Origin of the sequence: Salinimicrobium sp. TIG7-5_MAKvit (assembly GCF_049569215.1) — a bacterium.
GTDB lineage: Bacteria > Bacteroidota > Bacteroidia > Flavobacteriales > Flavobacteriaceae > Salinimicrobium > Salinimicrobium profundisediminis.
On sequence record NZ_CP145903.1, the window covers coordinates 3594741 to 3615085 of the forward strand.

Annotated in this window: 14 protein-coding genes; 7 read left to right on the plus strand and 7 right to left on the minus strand. The window is 40.0% G+C overall.

Features of this window, described 5'->3' with window-relative positions:
- Positions 1 to 7: 7 nt before the first annotated feature.
- Positions 8 to 2122 carry an elongation factor G gene (locus tag V5739_RS16140; protein ID WP_423819011.1) on the minus strand — a complete coding sequence of 705 codons (2115 nt, stop codon included), beginning with the start codon at positions 2120 to 2122 and terminating at the stop codon, positions 8 to 10.
- Positions 2123 to 2423: 301 nt separating this feature from the next.
- Here V5739_RS16140 and V5739_RS16145 point away from each other — a divergent pair, with 301 nt between their 5' ends.
- Positions 2424 to 4292: a peptidase M61 gene (locus V5739_RS16145; protein ID WP_423819012.1), complete on the plus strand. Its 1869-nt coding sequence runs from the start codon at positions 2424 to 2426 to the stop codon at positions 4290 to 4292.
- A 65-nt stretch (positions 4293 to 4357) separates the two neighbouring features.
- Here the strand turns inward: V5739_RS16145 and V5739_RS16150 are convergent, their stop codons facing one another.
- Both V5739_RS16150 and V5739_RS16155 read right to left on the minus strand, forming a co-directional pair.
- A complete protein-coding gene (locus V5739_RS16150) occupies positions 4358 to 4801 on the minus strand; it encodes a cold-shock protein (RefSeq protein ID WP_266068241.1) in 444 nt (147 codons plus the stop codon).
- A gap of 177 nt (positions 4802 to 4978) precedes the next feature.
- Positions 4979 to 5446: a universal stress protein gene (locus tag V5739_RS16155; RefSeq protein ID WP_423819013.1), complete on the minus strand. Its 468-nt coding sequence runs from the start codon at positions 5444 to 5446 to the stop codon at positions 4979 to 4981.
- 188 nt (positions 5447 to 5634) lie between these two features.
- Here V5739_RS16155 and V5739_RS16160 point away from each other — a divergent pair, with 188 nt between their 5' ends.
- Entirely contained in the window at positions 5635 to 6876 is a 1242-nt protein-coding gene (locus V5739_RS16160) for an APC family permease (RefSeq protein WP_423819014.1), read from the plus strand.
- A gap of 6 nt (positions 6877 to 6882) precedes the next feature.
- Here V5739_RS16160 and V5739_RS16165 read toward each other — a convergent pair whose 3' ends face one another.
- Entirely contained in the window at positions 6883 to 7548 is a 666-nt protein-coding gene (locus V5739_RS16165; protein WP_423819015.1) for a hypothetical protein, read from the minus strand.
- Positions 7549 to 7707: 159 nt separating this feature from the next.
- Between V5739_RS16165 and V5739_RS16170 the strand changes: the two genes are divergently transcribed.
- The gene (locus tag V5739_RS16170; RefSeq protein ID WP_423819016.1) at positions 7708 to 8091 is read left to right on the plus strand and encodes a hypothetical protein; all 384 of its coding nucleotides are present in this window, start codon (positions 7708 to 7710) and stop codon (positions 8089 to 8091) included.
- Positions 8092 to 8228: 137 nt separating this feature from the next.
- Here the strand turns inward: V5739_RS16170 and V5739_RS16175 are convergent, their stop codons facing one another.
- Complete coding sequence (locus V5739_RS16175) at positions 8229 to 8618, minus strand: nuclear transport factor 2 family protein (RefSeq protein ID WP_423819017.1); 390 nt, start codon at positions 8616 to 8618, stop codon at positions 8229 to 8231.
- A 253-nt stretch (positions 8619 to 8871) separates the two neighbouring features.
- On the opposite strand from V5739_RS16175, the gene upp reads away from it, so the two are divergent.
- Positions 8872 to 9531 carry a uracil phosphoribosyltransferase gene (gene upp, locus V5739_RS16180; protein ID WP_423820505.1) on the plus strand — a complete coding sequence of 220 codons (660 nt, stop codon included), beginning with the start codon at positions 8872 to 8874 and terminating at the stop codon, positions 9529 to 9531.
- Here upp and V5739_RS16185 read toward each other — a convergent pair.
- Positions 9528 to 11840, minus strand: coding sequence for a BamA/TamA family outer membrane protein (locus tag V5739_RS16185; RefSeq protein ID WP_423819018.1), 2313 nt, complete (start codon positions 11838 to 11840; stop codon positions 9528 to 9530). The two genes, upp and V5739_RS16185, sit on opposite strands and share 4 nt — an antisense overlap.
- Positions 11841 to 11843: 3 nt before the next feature.
- Positions 11844 to 16943 (minus strand): translocation/assembly module TamB domain-containing protein, encoded by a 5100-nt coding sequence (locus V5739_RS16190; RefSeq protein WP_423819019.1) that lies wholly within the window; start codon positions 16941 to 16943, stop codon positions 11844 to 11846.
- A 323-nt stretch (positions 16944 to 17266) separates the two neighbouring features.
- Here V5739_RS16190 and V5739_RS16195 point away from each other — a divergent pair, with 323 nt between their 5' ends.
- The 3 genes from V5739_RS16195 (at position 17267) to V5739_RS16205 (ending at position 20329) form a co-directional block, all read left to right on the plus strand.
- A complete protein-coding gene (locus V5739_RS16195; protein ID WP_266068233.1) occupies positions 17267 to 18127 on the plus strand; it encodes an OmpA/MotB family protein in 861 nt (286 codons plus the stop codon).
- 552 nt (positions 18128 to 18679) lie between these two features.
- Positions 18680 to 19177, plus strand: coding sequence for a DUF4402 domain-containing protein (locus tag V5739_RS16200; protein WP_423819020.1), 498 nt, complete (start codon positions 18680 to 18682; stop codon positions 19175 to 19177).
- A 669-nt stretch (positions 19178 to 19846) separates the two neighbouring features.
- A complete protein-coding gene (locus V5739_RS16205; RefSeq protein ID WP_423819021.1) occupies positions 19847 to 20329 on the plus strand; it encodes a DUF4402 domain-containing protein in 483 nt (160 codons plus the stop codon).
- Positions 20330 to 20345 lie beyond the last annotated feature (16 nt).

The following is a 20345-nucleotide window of genomic DNA, read 5'->3' on the forward strand; positions in this document are numbered from 1 at the left end:
TAAACTGTTATTGTACCAGTTCCTTAGTGGTCAATTGATCCTGAATGTTAGCAGGAACGGGCTGATATCCGTTAAAACTGGTATTAAAAGTGGCTCTTCCTTTTGTAAGGGATCTAAGTTCGGTTGAGAACCCAAATAATTCAGTTTCGGGCGCCACGCAATTTAAAACCTGATAATGGTCTGCACTTTCTATTCCCTGTATAATGGAACGTCTGCTTTGTAACTCGGTCATAACATTGCCCACCATTTCTTCGGGCACCTTCAGCGTGAGATCAAGAGCAGGTTCCAGTAGTTTGGGATCTGCATCCAAAAATGCCTTTTTAAAGGCGTGAGCCCCAGCAATTTTAAAAGAAATATCATTGGAATCTACACTGTGCATTTTTCCGTCATAGACCATAGCTCGTACATCCCTGATGTATGAACCTGTTAAAGGCCCTTCTTCCATAACTTCAATAATCCCTTTCATTACTGATGGAAGGTAGCGTTGATCTATCACCCCCCCAACAATGCAGTTATAGAACACCAGTTTTCCACCCCACGGAAGATCGATCTCTTCTTTTCCCCTGATGTTAAAACCTTCAGGTTCGGGCATATTCTCCTCCCAGGGTTCGATCTTTAGATGTACTTCTGCAAACTGCCCAGAACCACCAGATTGTTTCTTGTGCCTGTAGTTTGAAGCCGAAGAACGCTGAATGGTCTCTCTAAAAGCAATTTTCGGTTTCTCAAAACTGGCTTCCACACCATAAATATTTTTAAGCAGCCAGTCTATTGTAGCTAGATGAAGTTCACCCTGGCAGGACAGAATCAACTGTCTGGATTCATTGGAAAAAGAAATATCTACGGTGGGATCCTGACTGTGTATCTTTTTTAATGCCTCGCTCAGCTTTTCCTCATCTTTTGTATTTACTGCCGCTACTGCCCTCTTTATCCGTGGTTGCGGATAATTTATCGGCTTTATCGTAATTCCTTCTTCCGAAGCTGCAAGAGTGTCATTTGTTTCGGTATGCTTCAGTTTTAAAGTGGCTCCTATGTCGCCTACCACCAGCTTTTGAATAGGATTTCTTTCTTTACCATCCATAATAAAAAGCTGGTTGAGAACTTCTGTTTCTCCGTTTCTGGAGTTCACCAGCTTATCATTTACTTTCACTTCCCCCCCTATTACTTTAAAAAAGGTTACCTGGCCCAGGTTTGGTTGATGTACTGTTTTAAAAACAAAAAGCACAGGGGAATCTGCCCTTTTTGGAGAGATTTCTTTTCCTTCTACACTTATTTCGGGTTTAAGATCTATTGCTGCGGGAGCCACATTATCAATAAAGCCCATGAGCCTTCCACTTCCCATATCATTTAATGCAGAGGTGCAGAAGACCGTGAAAAGGTCATAATTAAGCATGCCGGCCCTTATTCCTTTTCGCATTTCATCTTCGTTAAGTGTGCCCTTTTCAAAGAATAATTCCATTAATTCCTCGTCATTTTCAGCCGCTTTTTCAACTAATTCATTGTGCAGGGCAAGAGCTGTGGATTGTTGGTCTTCAGGAATAGGGAATTTTTCGGGTTTTCCTCCTTCCGAAGAAAATTTATACATTTTCATCTTGAGCACGTCAATAATACATTGAGCCCCGTCTTTTATCAACGGATACTGGATTTTAACTGCCCCATTACCCACCAGGCTTTTTACGCTGTTAAAGCTACTTTCAAAATTAAGCCCCGGATGGTCAATCTGGTTGATTACAAACACAGTTGGCTTGTGGTAGCCCTTAATGTAGTTCCAGATAATCTCTGTGCCAACTTCTACACCGTACTGGCCGTTAAGAACAGTAACTATGGTATCGGCCACTCTAATGGAAGAAATGATCTCCCCAATATAATCATCAAGTCCCGGAGTATCTATGATGTTGATCTTGTAGTTACGCCATTCGGTATGTAGCGGGGTAGCAAAGATTGAGTTTTCTTTTTCGTGTTCAATGTCATGATAATCTGATACTGTATTTTTAGCTTCTACAGTACCCCGCCTGTTTATTAAGCCGGCTTCAAATAGCATAGTCTCTGCCAAAGTAGTCTTACCGCTGTTATGAGCGCCAACAAGGACTACATTTTTGATGTGTTTTTCATCGTAAATTTTCATCTTTTAAGATTTTAATGAAACAAGAAGGAAAGAGAATGAGAGAATTCCGGTGAAAATTTTGGAGAAGAGCATGACGATTACACATTTGTCCCGGATTTCGATACTAAAATTTACTCCTTTAAATTTATTGTTTTCCTGTCTTATTTTTTCAGAAAAAATGAGTTTTTTAGCTTTTACATGATAAATATCATAAATAATGGTCTTTATTAAGTCTGAACCTATAATTGAGTAGTTTTAGCAATTCGTTCTTCTTTGTAACGTTTCACTAAATGACAAGTCTTATTTATAAATTAAAAACTTAATGAAAAAAATAATCTATGCGCTGGCGATATCAGCTTTCGCCCTGGGATGCAAAACTTCACAATCTACAATTTCTGAAAAGGAACCTGTTCTTGCCACTTTAGACCTGGTTAATGTTAAAGATGATAAGGTCATGGTGACTGTAGACCCCGGAAAAATAAATACCGAAACCATAATTTTCTACATTCCTAAAACGGTGCCCGGCACCTACTCTACTTCCAATTATGGCGCCTATGCCGAAGATCTCAAAGCTTACGATCACAAAGGGAATGAATTGCCTGTAACGGTTTATGACGAGAACAGCTGGGGCATTTCAAACGCCACCAGGCTTGATAAAATAACCTACTGGATGAATGATACTTTTGACATTTCAGGAGAAGGTGGCATATATTCTATGGCCGGAACAAACATCAATGAAGGAAAAAACTTTCTTCTGAACCTTCACGGGTTTGTAGGGTACTTCAATGATCTCACCGAAGAACCTTATCAACTGGAGATCATTAGAGCAAACGATCTTTATGCAGGAAGTGCTTTTGATCTTGCTCAATCTTCAGAAATTAAGCCGGGAATAACTAAGGATATCTTTCGTGCCAGCCGGTATTTTGAAGTGACCGATAACCCTATCATGTATGCGGCACCAGATACTGTGAGCTTTAAAGTAGATCAAATGGATGTGCTGTTGCACGTGTACTCGCCTACAAAGAAGTTCAATGCGCAGGATTTTAAACCTGGAATGGAAAAAATGATCACGGCACAAAAAGATTTTCTGGGCGAGATTGATGATACCAACAAGTATGCGATCCTCCTTTACCTTTCAGCCACCCCTGGTGACGGCGATGCTGCCAGGTTTGGAGCGCTTGAACACCACACCTCTACTGTTGTGGTTATGCCTGAAGAAATGGAAAAAGAAAGCCTTGACGAATCTCTTAAAGATATAGTTTCTCATGAATTCTTCCATATTTTGACTCCGCTGGGAGTACATTCTAAAGAAGTTCATTATTTTGATTACAACGATCCGCAAATGTCAAGGCATCTGTGGCTTTACGAAGGGGTTACCGAATACTTTGCAAACCTTTTTCAGGTTAAACAGGGGCTTATCTCAAACCAGGATTTCTACGACAGGATACAGGAAAAGATAGCGGTATCTCAAAGGTTTGACGACAGTATGTCTTTTACTGAGATGAGTCGTAATATCCTGGAAGATGAATATAAAGACAGCTATTATAACGTTTATCAAAAAGGAGCTCTTATTGGAATGGCCCTGGATATAAGGTTGCGCGAATTGAGCAATGGAGAAATGGGGCTGCTTGATCTTATGAAGCAACTTACCACAATGTATGGAAAGGATAAACCTTTTGAAGATGAAGAGTTATTCCCGGTTATTACTGAACTTACTTACCCCGAAATTGGAGAATTCCTGAATACTTATGTGAGCGGCACCACGCCTATTCCCTATGATCAATTCTTTACAAGAGTAGGCCTGGAAATGCGGCAGGGACAGGTTGCTGTAGATTATTTCTTAAAAGATCCTTCTACCCCATTTATTACAGTAAATGAAAATGGAGAGATTGTACTACGTGATGATATAGAGTTAAGCACTTTTTTTGAAGAATTGGATCTTATGGGCGGAGATGTGATAAAATCTGTCAACGGGAAGGCCTATAATGTTCAAAACGTATATGACCTTATTGGAGATGCTGCAAAATGGTCTGTTGGTGATGCTATAGAATTTGTTGTGGAGCGAGGTGGTGAAGAACTGAAAATTGAAGGCAAAGTAGTGGAACCCATGTCTACAGGTAAACGCCTTGTAGAGATCATGAACCCTAATGGGGAACAAATGGAGTTACGCCACAGCTGGTTAAAATCATAGAAACAGAAAGAGCGACAGTAAATATTTACTGCCGCTCTTTTATACCTTCCAAAAAAGGGATTTTTTTAGATCTTTTTTACTCTTACAGCATTCATTCCTCTTGGTCCTTTTTCCAGTTCAAAAGTTACTTTGTCATTTTCGTCGATCTCATCTATAAGACCTGTAACGTGTACAAAATACTTTTCCTGGGTGGTGCTGTCAAGAATAAAACCAAAGCCTTTGGAGTGATCAAAGAAAGAAACTTTCCCTTCTTTACTAAAATCGTTTTCTTCGTCTGAATCTTCTTTTTTCGGAATTCCAATTTCAATGCTTTCAGCGTCAACTTCGATTTTTTGAGAAGGATCTGGCGGGGTCTCGGTTAGATTTCCAAATTCATCTACATACGCAAATTCAGAGACAGAATCTCCACTTGCTTTTCTCTCTTCCTTCTTTTTCTTTTTCTCTTCGCGCTTTTTCAAGCGTTTCTTTTCTTTTTCGATCTTGTTGTACGTCTGTTGTGATTTTGCCATTAGCGGTTTAATTGGATTTTAAAATTGAATATAAAATTTTTAGGTGAAGTTTAAAAACAAAATTGGAAAAATTGGAGAAGAAGATTACCAGTATTTTTCAAAACTCGCACTAAGACACAAAGTTATCATTTCTTTTTGTTTTTTAAGCATAAGAAATAATTCAAAGTCTTAGATTTCTCAATTAGCTTTGTCCTTTACCGGTACCAGGTAAACCGGGATCTCTGTTTTCTCCAGTATCTTTTCGGCTACGGTGCCCAGAAAAAGTTTTTCGAGAACCGAATGGCTGTGGGTGCCCATAACCAGTAAACTGGCTCCCCACTCTTCTGCGTAACTAAGAATAGTTTTAGCCGTGGAACCTTCGGCTATATGGGTTTTTACCTGCCGGTCGTTTAAATGCTTCTTCGCACTATTCATAAATTCTTCTGCTATGTTCTTCATTTCCATCGCTACATCAAGGTCAGGCCCCATGCCTGAATAACCGTCGTACCCCATAAAAGTAGGATACTGTGTTCCGTAGAAACCTACGTCATCAAGTACATGTAATAAACATACTTCGGCATTGAGATTTTGTGCCAGTTCATATCCTTTTTGTGCTACTTTCTCTGAGACGGGATTATAATCTATCGCAATAAGAACTTTTTTCATAGTAATTGATTTTCTCTCTAATTTACAAAAACTACTATTCATTTCGTTCCTTATTTCTTTGTAATAGCCTGTATTATTGCTGCTTCAGCTTAAAGTTTGTTAGGTTTTTGTTTAGTTCGTGTTAAACCTGAAGGCCGGTTTAAATGAAAATTTATATTAGGTACTACCTGAAAATTTTAAAAAACACAATGGCAGAAAAAGAACTAAAAAGAAGTCTGGGATTTTGGGATGTGCTCATGTTTGGCGTGGGAGGAATTGTAGGTGCAGGTATTTATGCGATTATAGGTAAAGCTGCCGGCCTTAGTGGCAATATGTTGTGGCTGAGCTTTGTAATAGCAGCCACGGTGGCGCTGCTCACAGGACTTTCATACGCCGAATTTGTAAGTAGATATCCCGATTCTGGTGGAAGTTTTGAGTACATGAAACAGGGACTGGGGAAAAAAACGGCTTTTTCGATGTCTATTTTTATAGTGTTTACAGGAATCGTAGCTGCTGCAGCCATAGCTATAAGTTTTGCAGATTATTTAAGCCGACTTGTAGATGTTCCTAATTGGATCCTGGTAATTAGCATTATACTCTTAATGGGATTTTTCAACATTATTGGTGCAAAGTACAGTTCCTATTTTAATGCATTTGCCACAATAGTGACATTAATAGGATTGGCAGCAGTGGTCGTGGTGAGTATTCCTGAATTTGGCACTACTCCTCTCCTGGAAACTAACAGCGGCGGGTGGACCAGCCTTTTTGCCGGTGGCGCCCTCATCTTTTTTAGTTACATAGGTTTTGAAGACCTTGTGAAAATGGCCGAAGAGACAAAGAACCCGAAGGAGAATATGCCAAAGGCTGTGATCATGAGCGGCCTTATTGTACTCCTGGTTTACGTGTTGATCGCAATTAGCTCTGTAAGTGTACTCGACTGGAAGCAGTTATCAAATTCTAACGGACCTTTGGCCGCAGTTATTGAAGCAAAACTGGGAGCATGGGCCGCAACATCTCTGGTAATCATAGCGCTCTTTGCTACCAGTAAAACTATCTTGAGTAATATATTGGGCACATCAAGACTGCTTTACGATGTGGCCAGAGACAGTGATAAATCCTGGCTCAAAAAGTTCACCACTATTTCGGGAATTGGGAATGCACCAAATTATGCAATTATTGCGATCAGTTTAGTGGCCATAGGATTTGGGTTAATTGGAAACCTCAAGGTGGTTGCCAGCATTAGTAACATCTTTATTTTTATTGTTTTCGCAATGGTGAATATTGCTTTATTGAACCTAAGGCATAAAAAACGAAAAAAGCAAGATCAAAAACCTCCGTTCTATATAAAATTCAACGTAAAAAATATTCCTATCCCCACAGTCTTAGCCCTTATTTCTATCCTGGTACTGTTTGGTTTCAACATTTACAACCTATTCCAGGGAAATCTTTAGAAAGCCCTATTGCTTTACCACCACCAGGTTTGCTTTAGAACCTGTAAGAAGGTTCCATTCCTTTCTTATCACTTCCTTCCCCTGATCGTCGTAGACGCGGAGTTCGGCGGTGTTTGGACCACTTGTACCCTGATTAAGAGCTTCAAATTCAATATTGTTGAGACCGCTGTCCAGTTTCACCATTATTGGAGTGTAGGTTGCGCCAAGAGACATGTTCCTGTTAATCACTACCCCGTTCACAGAGATCTTTACCTTGTCCCCGTCTACATATTCATGGTCACGGCAGTATAATTCTACAAAAACTCCTGTAGTTTTAAAATCTCCCAAATATTGATCTCTTCGGAATTCTTCAAGAGCCTCTTTGTCTTTAGTAAAGGCTTTGGGAGTAAAGTCTTTGCCTTTAAAGGTCATGAGTCCATTTTGATCTGTTCTCATGCTGAAGGATTTTTCTTCTTTCTTTCCCAGTTTCGTGGCTTCACTTTCAGTTGCCAGAATACCTTTTTTTGAGCTAAGGCTGTGATTCCCTGAAGATCTTTTTAAAGATGATGTTTCACTTCCGGTTTTGGGAGCCATAAGTTCTCCCGGAGCTTTTGTGGGAGCTGTAGGATTATCAATTTGAGCCTGACTCACATGAAAGGCCAGACAGAAAACAAGTAATAATAGTTTTTTCATCTCCGGTTATATTCTTCAGCATTCAAATATCAAAAACTTAACCAAAAATAGAAGCATATCAAATTTCTATAATTGTGGCTATTAAAATTTAACGGCATTTTAACCGCCAAAGATGGGGTGAAAATAAGATTATCTGTAATTTAAAATAAAAATTTAATTATGACAAAGAAAGAAGAACAACCTAAAAATAACAGGGAAGATATGACCCGCGATAAAGGAAGTAATTATAACCCGGACATTACCCCCGAAGATAAAAATGTGCTTAACAATCAGAGCCAGGACGAAAAAAAGGGAGATTACTTTAAAGACAGGGAAGAGCCAATAGACTATGCGGGCGAAGATCTCGATGTTCCGGGTGAGGATGACCGAAAATTCAACCCCACAACAAATAAACCACAGGATGTGGAACAGGAAAGGAAGCCTAAGGATTCGGCCAACTCAAATGACAATATAGCATCACAAACCGATACCGTGTACAAAGGAGAAAAAGCCGAGAAGTACCAGGATCCTTCAAAAAAAACCAGGAACGATTCAGATAAATAAAGTTGAAAGGCTGTTTAAAAAGTTTTTATTCCATGCTTCGGAAGACATTTCAGGATCTGTTATTTTCTTTTGAAATACAGAAACACCTGAAATAATTTCAGCTTTATGAGTATAGCTTTTTGAACAGCCTCTTTCTATTAACAGTTCTCTTTATACTGAATATGCCGGCTTATATCTATCACATAAGAGGTAATGCCCGAAAGACGAAGTTTTTCCCCACCTTCAGCAAATTTATAGATATCACAAAATCCGTAGTGTTTCTTCTGGCCCAGCCTGTTCCTACTCACTACCACTCCCCTAACAATTCCGTGTAGGTTGTCTAAAAAGACATTTTGAACATCGATTTCTACAGGAGGCATTTCTTTCATACGATCAAGCACTTCCTTAAATTCAGCTTTACCCGAAATATCTTTCTCCCCTACAATATCCCAATAGATATCGTCAGTAATACGCTCCATAAAAAATTGTTCATCCCAATTCTCGTAGGCGTCGTTCACCTCCCTTAAAAATTTTTCTTTTTCAGTCATTTCAAATACGATTAAATTAAAAATGATTGTAAATCAATGGAATATGCATCTAAATATACAATAAAAAACCTTTGTTTGAATCAGGTAACCAGGCAGTAACCTGTAGAAGGCACAATGGCTTATTAAAAAAGACTTTAGAGAAAATGCCGCAGAAAAATCCTGTCTCAAAATCCCCTTTTTGAAACCTTATAAAATAAAAGGATTTGGTGTAAAAATTTATAACTTTGGCTTCCTTCATACAGATACCAATTTTATGCACGTTCATCATCTACTCGAAAAGAATTCTATCGCCAATACATTTGTTGCTCAACTTCGGAATGTAAATATTCAAACCGACAGGCTTCGCTTCAGAAGGAATATTGAAAGATTAGGAGAAATCCTTGGATATGAACTTAGTAAGAACCTGAACTTTCAGGAAGTGGAGGTTCAAACGCCTTTGGGAACAGCAAATGTGCCTCTACATAAAGAAGAGCTGGTTATTTGCTCTATTCTTAGAGCTGGCCTGCCACTTCATACCGGCCTTCTCAACTATTTTGATGCTGCAGATAATTCCTTTATTTCAGCTTATCGCCATCATCCCAATGATGATGAAGAATTTGAGATCCTCGTAGAATATCTAGCCTCCCCTTCACTTGAAGGAAAAACGTTGATCCTGGCCGACCCCATGCTGGCTACCGGCCGATCTTTTGTAAATGTCTTGCAGGCCCTTCAAAAAATGGGAAACCCGAAGCAGATCCACCTGGTATCTGTCATAGCTGCAAGAGAAGGAATTGAATATTTAGAAAAAAGTTTTCCCGAAAATTCTCACCTGTGGGTAGCTACTATTGACGAAAATCTCGATGAAAAAGGATACATAGTTCCCGGACTTGGTGATGCGGGAGATTTGTGCTTTGGATCTAAGAAACAACATTAGAAAGGATATCCTACCGCAAAGTTGAAGACGGGTTCACTAATTTTAAAGTCCCAGCGCTCTCCTTCTGCAAGCCATGGTGTATGTAACGGTGCGGCAAGGTCAAACCTAATCACAAAATTCTGAATATCTATTCTCAATCCTATTCCCGTACCTATCCCCAGTTCGCTGATAAAATCTTTACCGAAAACACCTTTTTCAAGAAGTAAGGTTTGCTGTTCTGTGGGTTTTTCATCTAACTCAACATAATTGTCTTCGGTATTCCAAACGTTTCCGGCGTCAACAAACACAGCTCCTTTGAGGAATTGGTAAACAGGAAAACGATACTCTACATTCGCTTCCAAGCGCAGATTTCCCATCCTGTCATAATAGGGAACTCCATCCCCTTCGGGGTCGTAAGAACCTGGACCGAGGCCTCTAATCTGGAAAGCCCTCACACTGTAAGGCCCACCTGAATAGAACTGCCGGCTGAAGGGCATGACCTCCGAATTTCCGTAGGGAATACCAATTCCGCCATACAACCTTGCTGCAAGTGTTTGCTGCGGGGCGAAATTGTAATGATATCTAAAATCTGCATCGATGCGAGAAAACTGGGCAAACTCCATACCCAGAAATTTTCTTGGGGTGGCTCCACTGCTAAGTAGATCAAGCAGGTTTCCTGCTACTTCAAGATTAGAATTGAGATAGAACTGATGCGTTTCCAGCTCATCGATCATTCCGTTGTAAGTAAAAGAATAAGTGAGTCCTGCAATAAATTGTTGATCAAAACTACTCTTCAAAAAGGGGTTTTCATCGAGTATGTCGTCGAAAGCTTTAGTGGTATTGCTTAGATTGGAATAATTTACAGATAAGGGATTGAGCTCATGAGTAATAAAACGGTTGGCCTTCCAGACATATCCAAAGTTCCCGGTCACCGAAAACAGGCTGAAAAGCTGACTGCGGTTTAGATATTCAAACCCAAAGGCAAGTTTGGTCTTTGGGATAGAGTAATCAAACCAGTTACTCCTGATATTAATAAAAGGGAATAACATCCTGGGGCTAATTAAGGCTGTTTCCAGGCCTAATACGGTACTGCTGTTTCCTATATCGTTTTGTTTTGAAAGCTGCCACTCATAACCTCCTTTTGCGGTGACATTCAATATTTCCCCTCCTTTAAAAAGATTCCTGTTGGTGTAGGTAACAGTAAGATGCGGGCCTGCAAAATTATTTGATTTGGTCACAGCCTGTAATTCGGCCCGTATAGCCCTTTTGTTCATAGGCGAGAGGTAAATATTTGCAGTTAAATATCCTACACTGTCTGTAGCGATAGAATCTATTTCATCGTATTGAATATTTACAAATTTATAGGTGCCTAAAGAAGTAAGCCTCCTGCTTGTTTTACCCGAAAGTTCGGGAGAATACAGTTCTCCTTCGTTAAGGAGTATAAAAGGATCCAGCTTTTCTGGTTTAAAGAAAACCTTATCCTGAATGTAACTTCTTTCATTGAATCTTGTAGTGTCACGTTCCTGGGAATCTGTTCCTATCACGTAATTTGGATATACATTTACATCTTTGATGATGTAGGGTTTTGTTCCTGCCGGCGGGACTTCTTCTTTGAGCCTTAAGAAAAGATCGAATTTTTTGCGGTCATACTGATTTGTATCGGCTTCAAAAATGAGAAAATTTGAGCTGAAGTTGTAATAGCCCTGGCGCTTTAGAGCGGCGTCAATACGTTCCCGTTCGGCTTTTAAGAGCGAAAGGTTAAATTTCTCACCCGACTGTAGATGAGATTCTGATAAGGTGTTTTCAATCTCCCTGTAAATTTTGAGGCTATCCGTATCCATCTGATAATTTTCCAGGATGTAAGGGTTCTCCGGCAGTACGGCAGTATATTTTATATGAGCTAATTTGTCTTCTTCATTTTCGTTGACAGAATGATTTACACGGCTGTAAAAATAGCCCCTGTTCTCCAGCCTGTTCTTTAGAAGTTTTTCTGTTTGAAACGGGTCAACATCCGAAAGGTATACCGGCTCCTGTCCTAACTTTTTGCTTAAAAACCTGTTGATGAAACCCGGATTTTCCTTCTGTCCCTTATAGTAGAAGTACAGACCTATGCGCGATCCCAGGATCTTTGAGTTAGGATCTGGGCTTATCAATGCCTGAAGCTGGTTCTTTAGATCCTTTTTCTGCTCAATAGGATCGTCAGACTGTAACTCCAGATCGGCACCGGTATATAAGAGTTTGTCTTCCGGAATAAATTTTTTCACACTACACCCTTGCAGGAATAGCAGAATTGAAAGAGTGACGATAATGGTTTCTATCCTATACTTCATTTTTTATTCCTGAGGTTGAGTTTCTTCAGATTTTCCATCTCCCGAATGTTCTTCTTCTAATTTGCCCTTTCCGGGTTTTTCTTCTACTGCTTGTTCTTTACCAGATTTTTCTTTTGCCTTTTTATCGCTTTTGGCCACTTCGTTCCACAGTTCCCTGAACTTGTTGAATTCCTGAGTAAAGATCAAAGCAAGTCCGCTTACAATCAACTGCCCGTCGATGACATTCTCATAGCTACTCCTCCTAAAGGCCATTAACCTGAATTGTCCTTCGGGGGTAAGCAGGTATTCCAGGCTCACGTTGCCAATGAGCGGCGTACTTTCTTCAACCGGGCTGCTGCCCTGTACATCTACTTCACTTCCCACGCTTACTACCAGCCTGTCATCCATAAAACTCTTTTGGGCTGTGATATCCAGCTGGGTCCTTTCTTGCGGATTTTCTCCCTGGTAGTCGGTGAAGGTGTCAAGGCCAAAATTGAGGTCAACACCTGTTTCTCCCAGCAGGCGGTCAGAGAATATGTTGAGTTGGTCAGAAAGGGCTTCATTGAGATTATCGCGGGCAAAGGAAAGAGTACCTCCTCCAGAGCCGTCGCTACCGGTTGTAGGAAAGAACCTGTTGAGTACCAGGAGTGAAAAAACCTGCTTATTGAGTTCGTTTTCCTGTTGATTTATTTGTTGTACCCTACCATATACCTGGCCTCCTAAAGATCCCTGTTCTCCTTCGGGCATATCGAGTCCAAAAGAAAGTTTTGGTGCAGAGATCTCCCCTCCTATTTTTAGATACACCAAAAAGTCCAGTTCCTGCCTGTATTGATCCTTGTCACTTAGATCGGCACCCTGCAGCTGTGAAGCCATAAGTCCGGCGGCTGCAGCTTCCACTTCATATACAGCGGTAATATTGAGATCGGCATCAAGCGGATTTCCTGCCCACACTACGGTGCTCCCATCCATAATGTCAAATCTTCGGGTTACCAGGTTATAGAGACTCATTTCATAATATCCATCACTTAACTCTACCCTACCTGTCATTGTAGTTCGGCCATTGGGAGAGATGTCGTAAATAATATCCCCGTCTCCGGTTGCCTGAAAGTGATCTCCGGTTTCTTCGTTGATCACAACACTAAAAGTTGCCCCTTCCTGAAGTGAAATATATGAATTGAGCGCGAAGCCCGAAAAGGCCACAACTTCATCATCTGTTGACCTGCGGGTGAGAATGCGGTCTGGATTTTCTCTATTTACAAACACAACCACGCCTTCTCTTTCTTCGAGTTCTACGCTGGCTTCAGGAATCACATAAGTAATGTTTGTTTCCTCCAGTACTTCAAGATCAATTTCAACGTGAGGAAGCTCCATGTTTCCGGTGACAGAACCTGTGGCGTCAAACACAAATTTTCCGTAGAAAAGATCAAAATCTTCTTCGGTGGAACTCAAAGCAGTGAAATTATTTGCAGTAAAACTCAAGTCAAATTCAGGATTTATAAGTGATTCGGTGAGTACAGCCCCGTTCAATACAAAGGCATTATTATTCACATCCCTAATTTCGAAATTATCCATGTATACACCTGTAGTATCTATTCGCAGCCTTTCATCTCTTAGGGTAAAGGGTGCATCTAACATAGACACCGTAAATTGCGCGTTATTAAAGTTAAGCGCACCGTCATAATTAGGTACAAGAGGATCGCCGGTTACCGTGAATTCTCCAGATAAACTACCGCTGGAATTGTTGATCTCTTCCATTGAAAAACCTTCTACCACCTCCATAGGGATGCTTTCAAGGTCGAGGAACATATCAAGGTTTCCACCTTGTTCATCGGCGAGGTATGAGCCGGTAAGTTGAAGGTTGGCATTGCCCGTCACGGCCAGGTCTAAAGTATATTTATTAAAGCTAACCGCTTCGGCGTCAAGAGAAAGTTCGCCCAGAGGTACATCCATTACCCCAAAATCATTTATAGTGAGATCGGCAAGTAGCCCCGTATCTTCAAAGGGTTCTTCAATAATAAAGTCGCCATTGATATTTCCTGAAGCCAGTACGGCTTCGGGGTTGAGGTAGGAGAACAAGGCCGCCAGGTTAAAATTCTGAAATTGTATTGCGATATGCTCTTTTTGAACCTGTGCCAGATCATTGGTTACTTTTAACTCCTGATTATTTCTCGAAAGCCTGAAGTTGTTGAAATTATAGGCGCTGTCGCCAATGAGAATTTCATTTTCAGGGTCTATTTGCCAGCTATTGGAATTAAGAATAAGACTATCTGGGGCTATACTCACCCTTACAATATCATTGTTCCTGGTTATAGAAGATTCAATTTTCATTAGGGGCTGTTCTTGATAAATGGAAAGAAAATCAAGGTTGAGTTCTTCATCTACCAACACCCCTTCAAGACTGGTCTTTTTAATGGCCAGCGGGCCTGCATCAAGACTTTGAAGTCCGAAGCTGAAAAATAGTTCTTCCGGGTTTGAATCCACAAAAAAGTCAAGACTGTCAATTTCGCTTCCGAAGTAGTTTAGGTAAGGAATTTCCACACTTCCCACGAGTGTTTTTTCCCGCTCGTTAAAATCAACCTTCACGGCTATGGTGTCAAAAGCTTCCAGCTGCGGAAGGAATACTTCCTCGAGAATTGGAGATGGAGCAACTGTAGCTGCCATATCAATATTTACAGGGTTCACAACTGTATCTAATACCTGTTCGTTGTTGAAGTAGCTGTCGTAATGGCGGCTTAGAGCACTTATAAAATCCTGCGGCCCGGCGTTAGAAAACAACTTGAGGTCAAGAATTCTATTTTCAATTTGCATGGACGTAGTATCGGGTGTTACATGTGCAAGAAGATCAAGGTCTCCTAAAAGGTAAGATTCATTGTCATACACAAAAACACCATTGCCTACTGTCGCAGTCACATCAAATTTATCGGTATTTCCTTCAAAAGTGCCTTTTAATTCCATGGCTGCATTCACAGGTTTTGCAGCAAGACCAAGCGCCTGTAGATCGGCACCAATAATATCAAGAGTCAGGTTTACTTCAGGCGCTATCGAATCGAGTAACACAAAGCTCTCCAGTTCCATGTTCAGATTTTGATCTTTGTAGGCCATTTTCGCAAAACCCTCGCCGTCTTCTAATTCAGCAAAAATATTAATATCGTTAAAGACGTATTGATTGTATTCAAAACTGCCGATGGTACCATCAACTACAGCGTCAAGGGAATTAATGTCTTCCCCGCTGCCACGTGCTTGTATATCGAGACTAACCGCACCGAGTGACTTATTTTGTAGCAACTGGCCCACTTCAAGTTTGGTTACTTTAAGGTCTGTGCTAAATGCTATTTTTGGAGCGGTTACAAAACGTCCTGCTACACTTACTTTTCCTGCGGAAGAATTCAAAATGGCATCAATAGAAATATCTTCGGGACTACCGCTGAAGCTACCTGCCAGATTTAAAGTTTTTGGAAGCTCAATTCCCAGGTTCTGTTCCTCGATAAAAGCGTGAAGATCGGCTCGTGAAGACCGAAGCCTTAGCTGCGGAATATCAAACCTCAGGTTTTCAACATCGGTGGTGTTGTAAATAGTTCCGGTAGCCACAAGAGAGGTGTTACCGCCCCAGTCAATATTTGCCCGCTCAATTTTTACTGCGGAAAGTTCCCCTTCGGCAGAAAGACTGCCCGAAATGCCTTTTTTGGCAAGTGTAGCGAAGTGGGTGTTCTGCCGTAAATCGGGTTGGAATCTGTATAGATCCTGTAGGTCAAGGTTAAACTGCGGAAGGTTCAAATCTACCGTGGCGCCCTCCGGGTTATTTATAAAAGAATCGAGCGACCTGTAATTAACCAGTAAACTTCCTTCTATGAGGTTTCCATTCAGCCGAAGCAGAAGATCTTCCAGTAGTGCCCTCTCTTCATTGACCGAAAGTGCAAATTGGGTTTTGTTAAGCAGGAGACCCGATGCTTCTTCAAAATTAAGAACTGCTACGCGAGCCTGTAAGGTTTCATTAGCCAGTACCAGTTCAGGAATTTCGAGATTCAAATCACGAAGGCCTACTGCTTCAGGGTTAAAAATGCCTTTTTTGGGTGTGCTGTTTTTTACCCAATACCTGAAGTTATTATTTTTCAGATTTAGATTTTTAGCATTTACCGTCCATTGAGGCCATTCAAAAGGTTGACCTTCTTCAGCAATGGCAGTAGTATCTTTTGCGGCGGGAGCGGAAGAAGCTGTATTGTTTATGTAAACTCTGGAATTTTCGAGAGCAAATCTATCGACTACTATAGTATTATTTGCAAGATTGGCTTCAGGCAATTTCAGTAAGAGTTGAGATAGATCTATATCGGCAACCATTCCGCCGGGAACAGATGTATATGAGCCGGCCACGTCTAAAATTTCCAGGTTCTCCACAGAAAATCGGGGCATGGGGGTCTCATTTTCCTCTTCCGATTCGGGAGCTGTTTTAGTTTGGACGTATTTAAAACGGGTATTTTCCAAAATAAGGTCACCCGCAGCAAATTCCATACTGTCCAGATTAAATTTCTGCATTTCTACTACCAGCTTTCCCAACCTGATTTTGGTATCAATACCTAAATATTGATCGTTGTAATTAAGTTTCAGGTGTTGAAGGTTGAGATCGCCCAGCTTAATTTCCATAGCCTGGGCAGTAGTATCGGCGGGCGTGGTAGTAGCAGTAGTATCGGCCGTGGCAAAAGCTTCAGTAAGAAACTGGAAGTTAAAACCTTCAATAGTATCTGTCCGCTCAATATTGGCCACTCCCCCATTCCAATCAAGACTGTTGAGATAAAAACCTTTACCTTTAATAAGGGGTAACAGGGAAATGTCGGCTTCAAGTTCCCGCGAATATAAAAGGGTATCACCTTTTTCATCTTCAAGAAATAGCCCCTCTACGCTAAGATCACCTCCAAAAGTAATGAAGAGCCTGTCTACCTCTACTGCAGTGTTTGTCTTGTTCTCAATATAATTTACAAGCTTATCTACAATAATGCCCTGGCCCCAGGGACTGCGGATGAAAAGTATGAGAAGGAAAATGAAAATGAAAATGCCAAGAATAATTTTAAAGAACAACTTAATCCCTGATCCCTTTGGTTTCTTTTCCTTTTTATTTTTATCTGTTTCCAAGTATTGACGGTCTATTGCTCTAATTTATTCCTTTTAATGTAAATCTTAAAATTCCTGGAATTAAATCTCTGGAAAACAACACCTTCTAAAAATGGCATTTTCACGTGAGATTTTCTACGGAAAAATTACGCGAAAAAGATAAAAATTTCTCCTGAAGTGGCTATTTTCTTAGGAATAATTTAGCAACAACGACTGCTAACTAATAATCTTTCGTTAAAATAAGACACCTGAAAAAGCCTTTTATATAATTTCGGCAGCTATAACCCGTTTGAAGTTTCGAAGCTCTAAAAAGAACTTGAACTTTAAACAAAAAACCAGAAATTATGAAAAAAGCTCTTACCGTAACGGTACTTGCAGCGACAGTGCTGACTTCTTGTGTTTCAAAAAAGAAGTATGTAGCCCTTGAGGAAGATTATAACAACACCCGAAGTAATCTTCAGGAAACTCAGGTAGAAAAAGAAAGACTAGAAGAACGATTAAATGCCATAGAAGAAAGAGTGGCAGATTACAATTCAAAGATCAACTCACTCACAGAAGAGAATGACCAGAAACTGGAAATGAACCAGCTTACGGCAATGTCTAATGCCAATAAGCGTAAAATGCGGGAAACATTAAGAAATGTTGATCCCGAAAAACTTGCAGGAGCCGAAACTTTAGAAGATTCTATTAACCTGGCCGTAGCTCATAACCTGGAAAGCCAGATAAGCAGCGGAAGCTCAGACGATGTTGACATTACTGTAGACAAAACTGTAGTGATGATCAATGTATCTGATAAATTACTTTTTAGAAGCGGGAGTCACAGAGTAAGCAGAGATGCATATCCCCTTTTAGAGAAGCTTGCTGAAGTAATTAAATCTGAACCAGCTATGGAAGTAATGGTAGAAGGTCACACAGATTCTCAAACAATGGTAGAAAATTCCTATATTCAGGACAACTGGGAATTGAGTGTAAGACGTGCTACTGCGATCGTGAGAGTATTGCAGGACCGTTTTAATGTAGAGCCCGAAAAGTTAATTGCAGCAGGCCGCAGCAGCTACAAACCTGTAGCCGGAAACGAGACCAAAGAAGACAGGGCATTAAATAGAAGAACAAGAATTGTTATCCTGCCAAACCTTGATAAATTCCTTGCACTTTTAGATTCAGAACAATCCCCTGCACAGCCGGTAGATTCTTCCAACAACTAAGTATAAAATCACTTTTAATATTAAAAAGGGGCCACACGGCCTTTTTTTTTGTGCTTAAATTAAAGTACCTGCCGATAAAGAAGTTGCTGTATTCGCTATACCTTATTATATATAGGAGAAAAACTGATCCAAATCCTACTTTGGAAGCTGGTCAGCCAAAAGCTGGAATAAAAATTCTATATCATTAAAACTGATACGATGATTTCAAAAAGATCCTGGTACAGTACATTTCTACTCAAGAGCTTTTCTTTCCTCCGGATTTTAAGAGTAGATATTTCATTCTAAACTGTATCACAAGCCTTGTGCTGTGATTTCTTTTTATGGCCTCAGAAGTCAGAACTAGAAGATTTTTTTAAAAATTCCCGGTATCTGAGATAAAAAAAATTGAAGATCCCGGTGAACCAAGATCGTTAACTCACCAATAAACAGTATAATAATAGTTTTACAGCGACATCGTTGTAGTTAATCTAATTGTGTATTTCATCGATATTTATGGTCACTTAATCTGGTTGAATCAAAAAATTTTCTTATTATTGAAATAAGAAAAAAGCGGTGAAAAGTTTATTTAGTTTCATATTATTTTCCCTTTTTGGGGCATTAGCATTTGGCCAGGCCAGTGCGTCTGCCTCATTTACTGCTTCGGCTACGATTATCCAGCCTATTGGAATCACTACTACATCACACATGAATTTTGCAAACCTTGATGCCGGTACCGGAGGAGAAGTAATCCTTACGCCCAATAGCACCAGGCTCTCCAAGGGAAATGTTTCATTAGACAGTGAAGCCAATGTCTCTGCTGCTGCATTTGAAGTGACAGGTGAAGACGGTTTTGCTTTTTCTCTCACCCTGCCTGAAGGTGAATATGTACTGGCCAACGGTACAGAAAGTATGATCATTAAAGACTTTACAAGTAGTTTAGCTCAAAACGGAAATTTTGATGGAGGAGCTAAGAAAATAACCGTGGGTGCTACCCTGGCTGTTAATCCTCATCAAAATCCGGGAGTTTACAACAGTAAGGCTCCTATGAACGTTACTGTAAACTACAATTAGATCATAATTTTTGACCGTGATATAGGAGTTCATGTCTTAACAAATTCTTAAAATGAGTAGTTCGACGAATTTTTTCTTCAACTACCGATTAATCTTTTCTACCTCCCCTATTTCCCGCATCTTTGCAAAGAATTTACAGTGAACAACTGTAGATTTATATCCCTACTTATATAATCCCTACAAGTTAATCAAGCCACCAGGGCTTTAGCTTTTATGCTATTGTTCCAAACAAGAGATTATTAAGTAAAACTCCACCAAGTTGAAACATTTATCCAAACAATCAATCGGGAATATTGCCAGAACAATTTTTTATACCATTATAATAGTAGTGACTGTAATTCTGGTCCAGGTAGTAATTGATGTAACCTATGCAAATCAACTTTAAACTGTTTTTGGCTAATAGATCCTGTTATACGTTTAGATATCATTTTCCTAAGAAAAGCTAACTACTGGTCTGATTTTCAATTAAATGATCTCATTAAAGCCGATAAATAGGCTCTTTCAGAGATTAATCCCCCAACATGATTAGGATCATGTTTAGTGTATTTCAACGAGTTTCTGTCGCTGTCATCGAGTTTTTTTGTAGGAGCTTTCTTTAGGGAGTAAGTTTGCATCGTTAAATAAATGAAACCCCAAATTAAAATTATAATACCCAAAAAAACCTACATCATGAAAAAAATTACTTTAATTTTATTCGCTCTTATTACAGGAACAACTTTCGCTCAAGAAGAAGCTAGTGCAACTGCAAATGCTGCTGCGGAAATTGTTAGTCCAATTAAAATTAGTGCTCAACAAGATTTAAATTTCGGTAAAGTAGCGAACAATACTGCTGGTACTGTGGTAGTGGCAACAAATAGTGCTACTACAGAGTCAACATTAGATCAGATTGGTTCAACAACTCCTTCTGCAGCGGCTTTTGATGTTACTGCTGCGAGCGGGTTTAGTTATAAAATTACGATGCCAGAGAGTGTAAGCCTATCAAGTGGAGAAAACAATATCGTTGTTAATGCATTTACAAACGATGCAGGAAATGATGTGGTAGGTACTGGAGGAATTCAGGCTATAGGCGTTGGTGCAACATTAAATGTTACAGAAGGCCAGCCTACAGGTGAATACTCTGGAACTTTTGACGTGACAGTAGCTTACGAATAAGACAAACAAATATAGT

Coding starts and splice junctions, on each gene's coding strand:
- upp (WP_423820505.1), top strand. CDS start 8,872: ATGCACGTTCATCATCTACTCGAAAAGAATTCTATCGCCAATACATTT.
- V5739_RS16140 (WP_423819011.1), bottom strand. CDS start 2,122: ATGAAAATTTACGATGAAAAACACATCAAAAATGTAGTCCTTGTTGGC.
- V5739_RS16155 (WP_423819013.1), bottom strand. CDS start 5,446: ATGAAAAAAGTTCTTATTGCGATAGATTATAATCCCGTCTCAGAGAAA.
- V5739_RS16145 (WP_423819012.1), top strand. CDS start 2,424: ATGAAAAAAATAATCTATGCGCTGGCGATATCAGCTTTCGCCCTGGGA.
- V5739_RS16175 (WP_423819017.1), bottom strand. CDS start 8,618: ATGACTGAAAAAGAAAAATTTTTAAGGGAGGTGAACGACGCCTACGAG.
- V5739_RS16150 (WP_266068241.1), bottom strand. CDS start 4,801: ATGGCAAAATCACAACAGACGTACAACAAGATCGAAAAAGAAAAGAAA.
- V5739_RS16205 (WP_423819021.1), top strand. CDS start 19,847: ATGAAAAAAATTACTTTAATTTTATTCGCTCTTATTACAGGAACAACT.
- V5739_RS16195 (WP_266068233.1), top strand. CDS start 17,267: ATGAAAAAAGCTCTTACCGTAACGGTACTTGCAGCGACAGTGCTGACT.
- V5739_RS16165 (WP_423819015.1), bottom strand. CDS start 7,548: ATGAAAAAACTATTATTACTTGTTTTCTGTCTGGCCTTTCATGTGAGT.
- V5739_RS16160 (WP_423819014.1), top strand. CDS start 5,635: ATGGCAGAAAAAGAACTAAAAAGAAGTCTGGGATTTTGGGATGTGCTC.
- V5739_RS16185 (WP_423819018.1), bottom strand. CDS start 11,840: ATGAAGTATAGGATAGAAACCATTATCGTCACTCTTTCAATTCTGCTA.
- V5739_RS16170 (WP_423819016.1), top strand. CDS start 7,708: ATGACAAAGAAAGAAGAACAACCTAAAAATAACAGGGAAGATATGACC.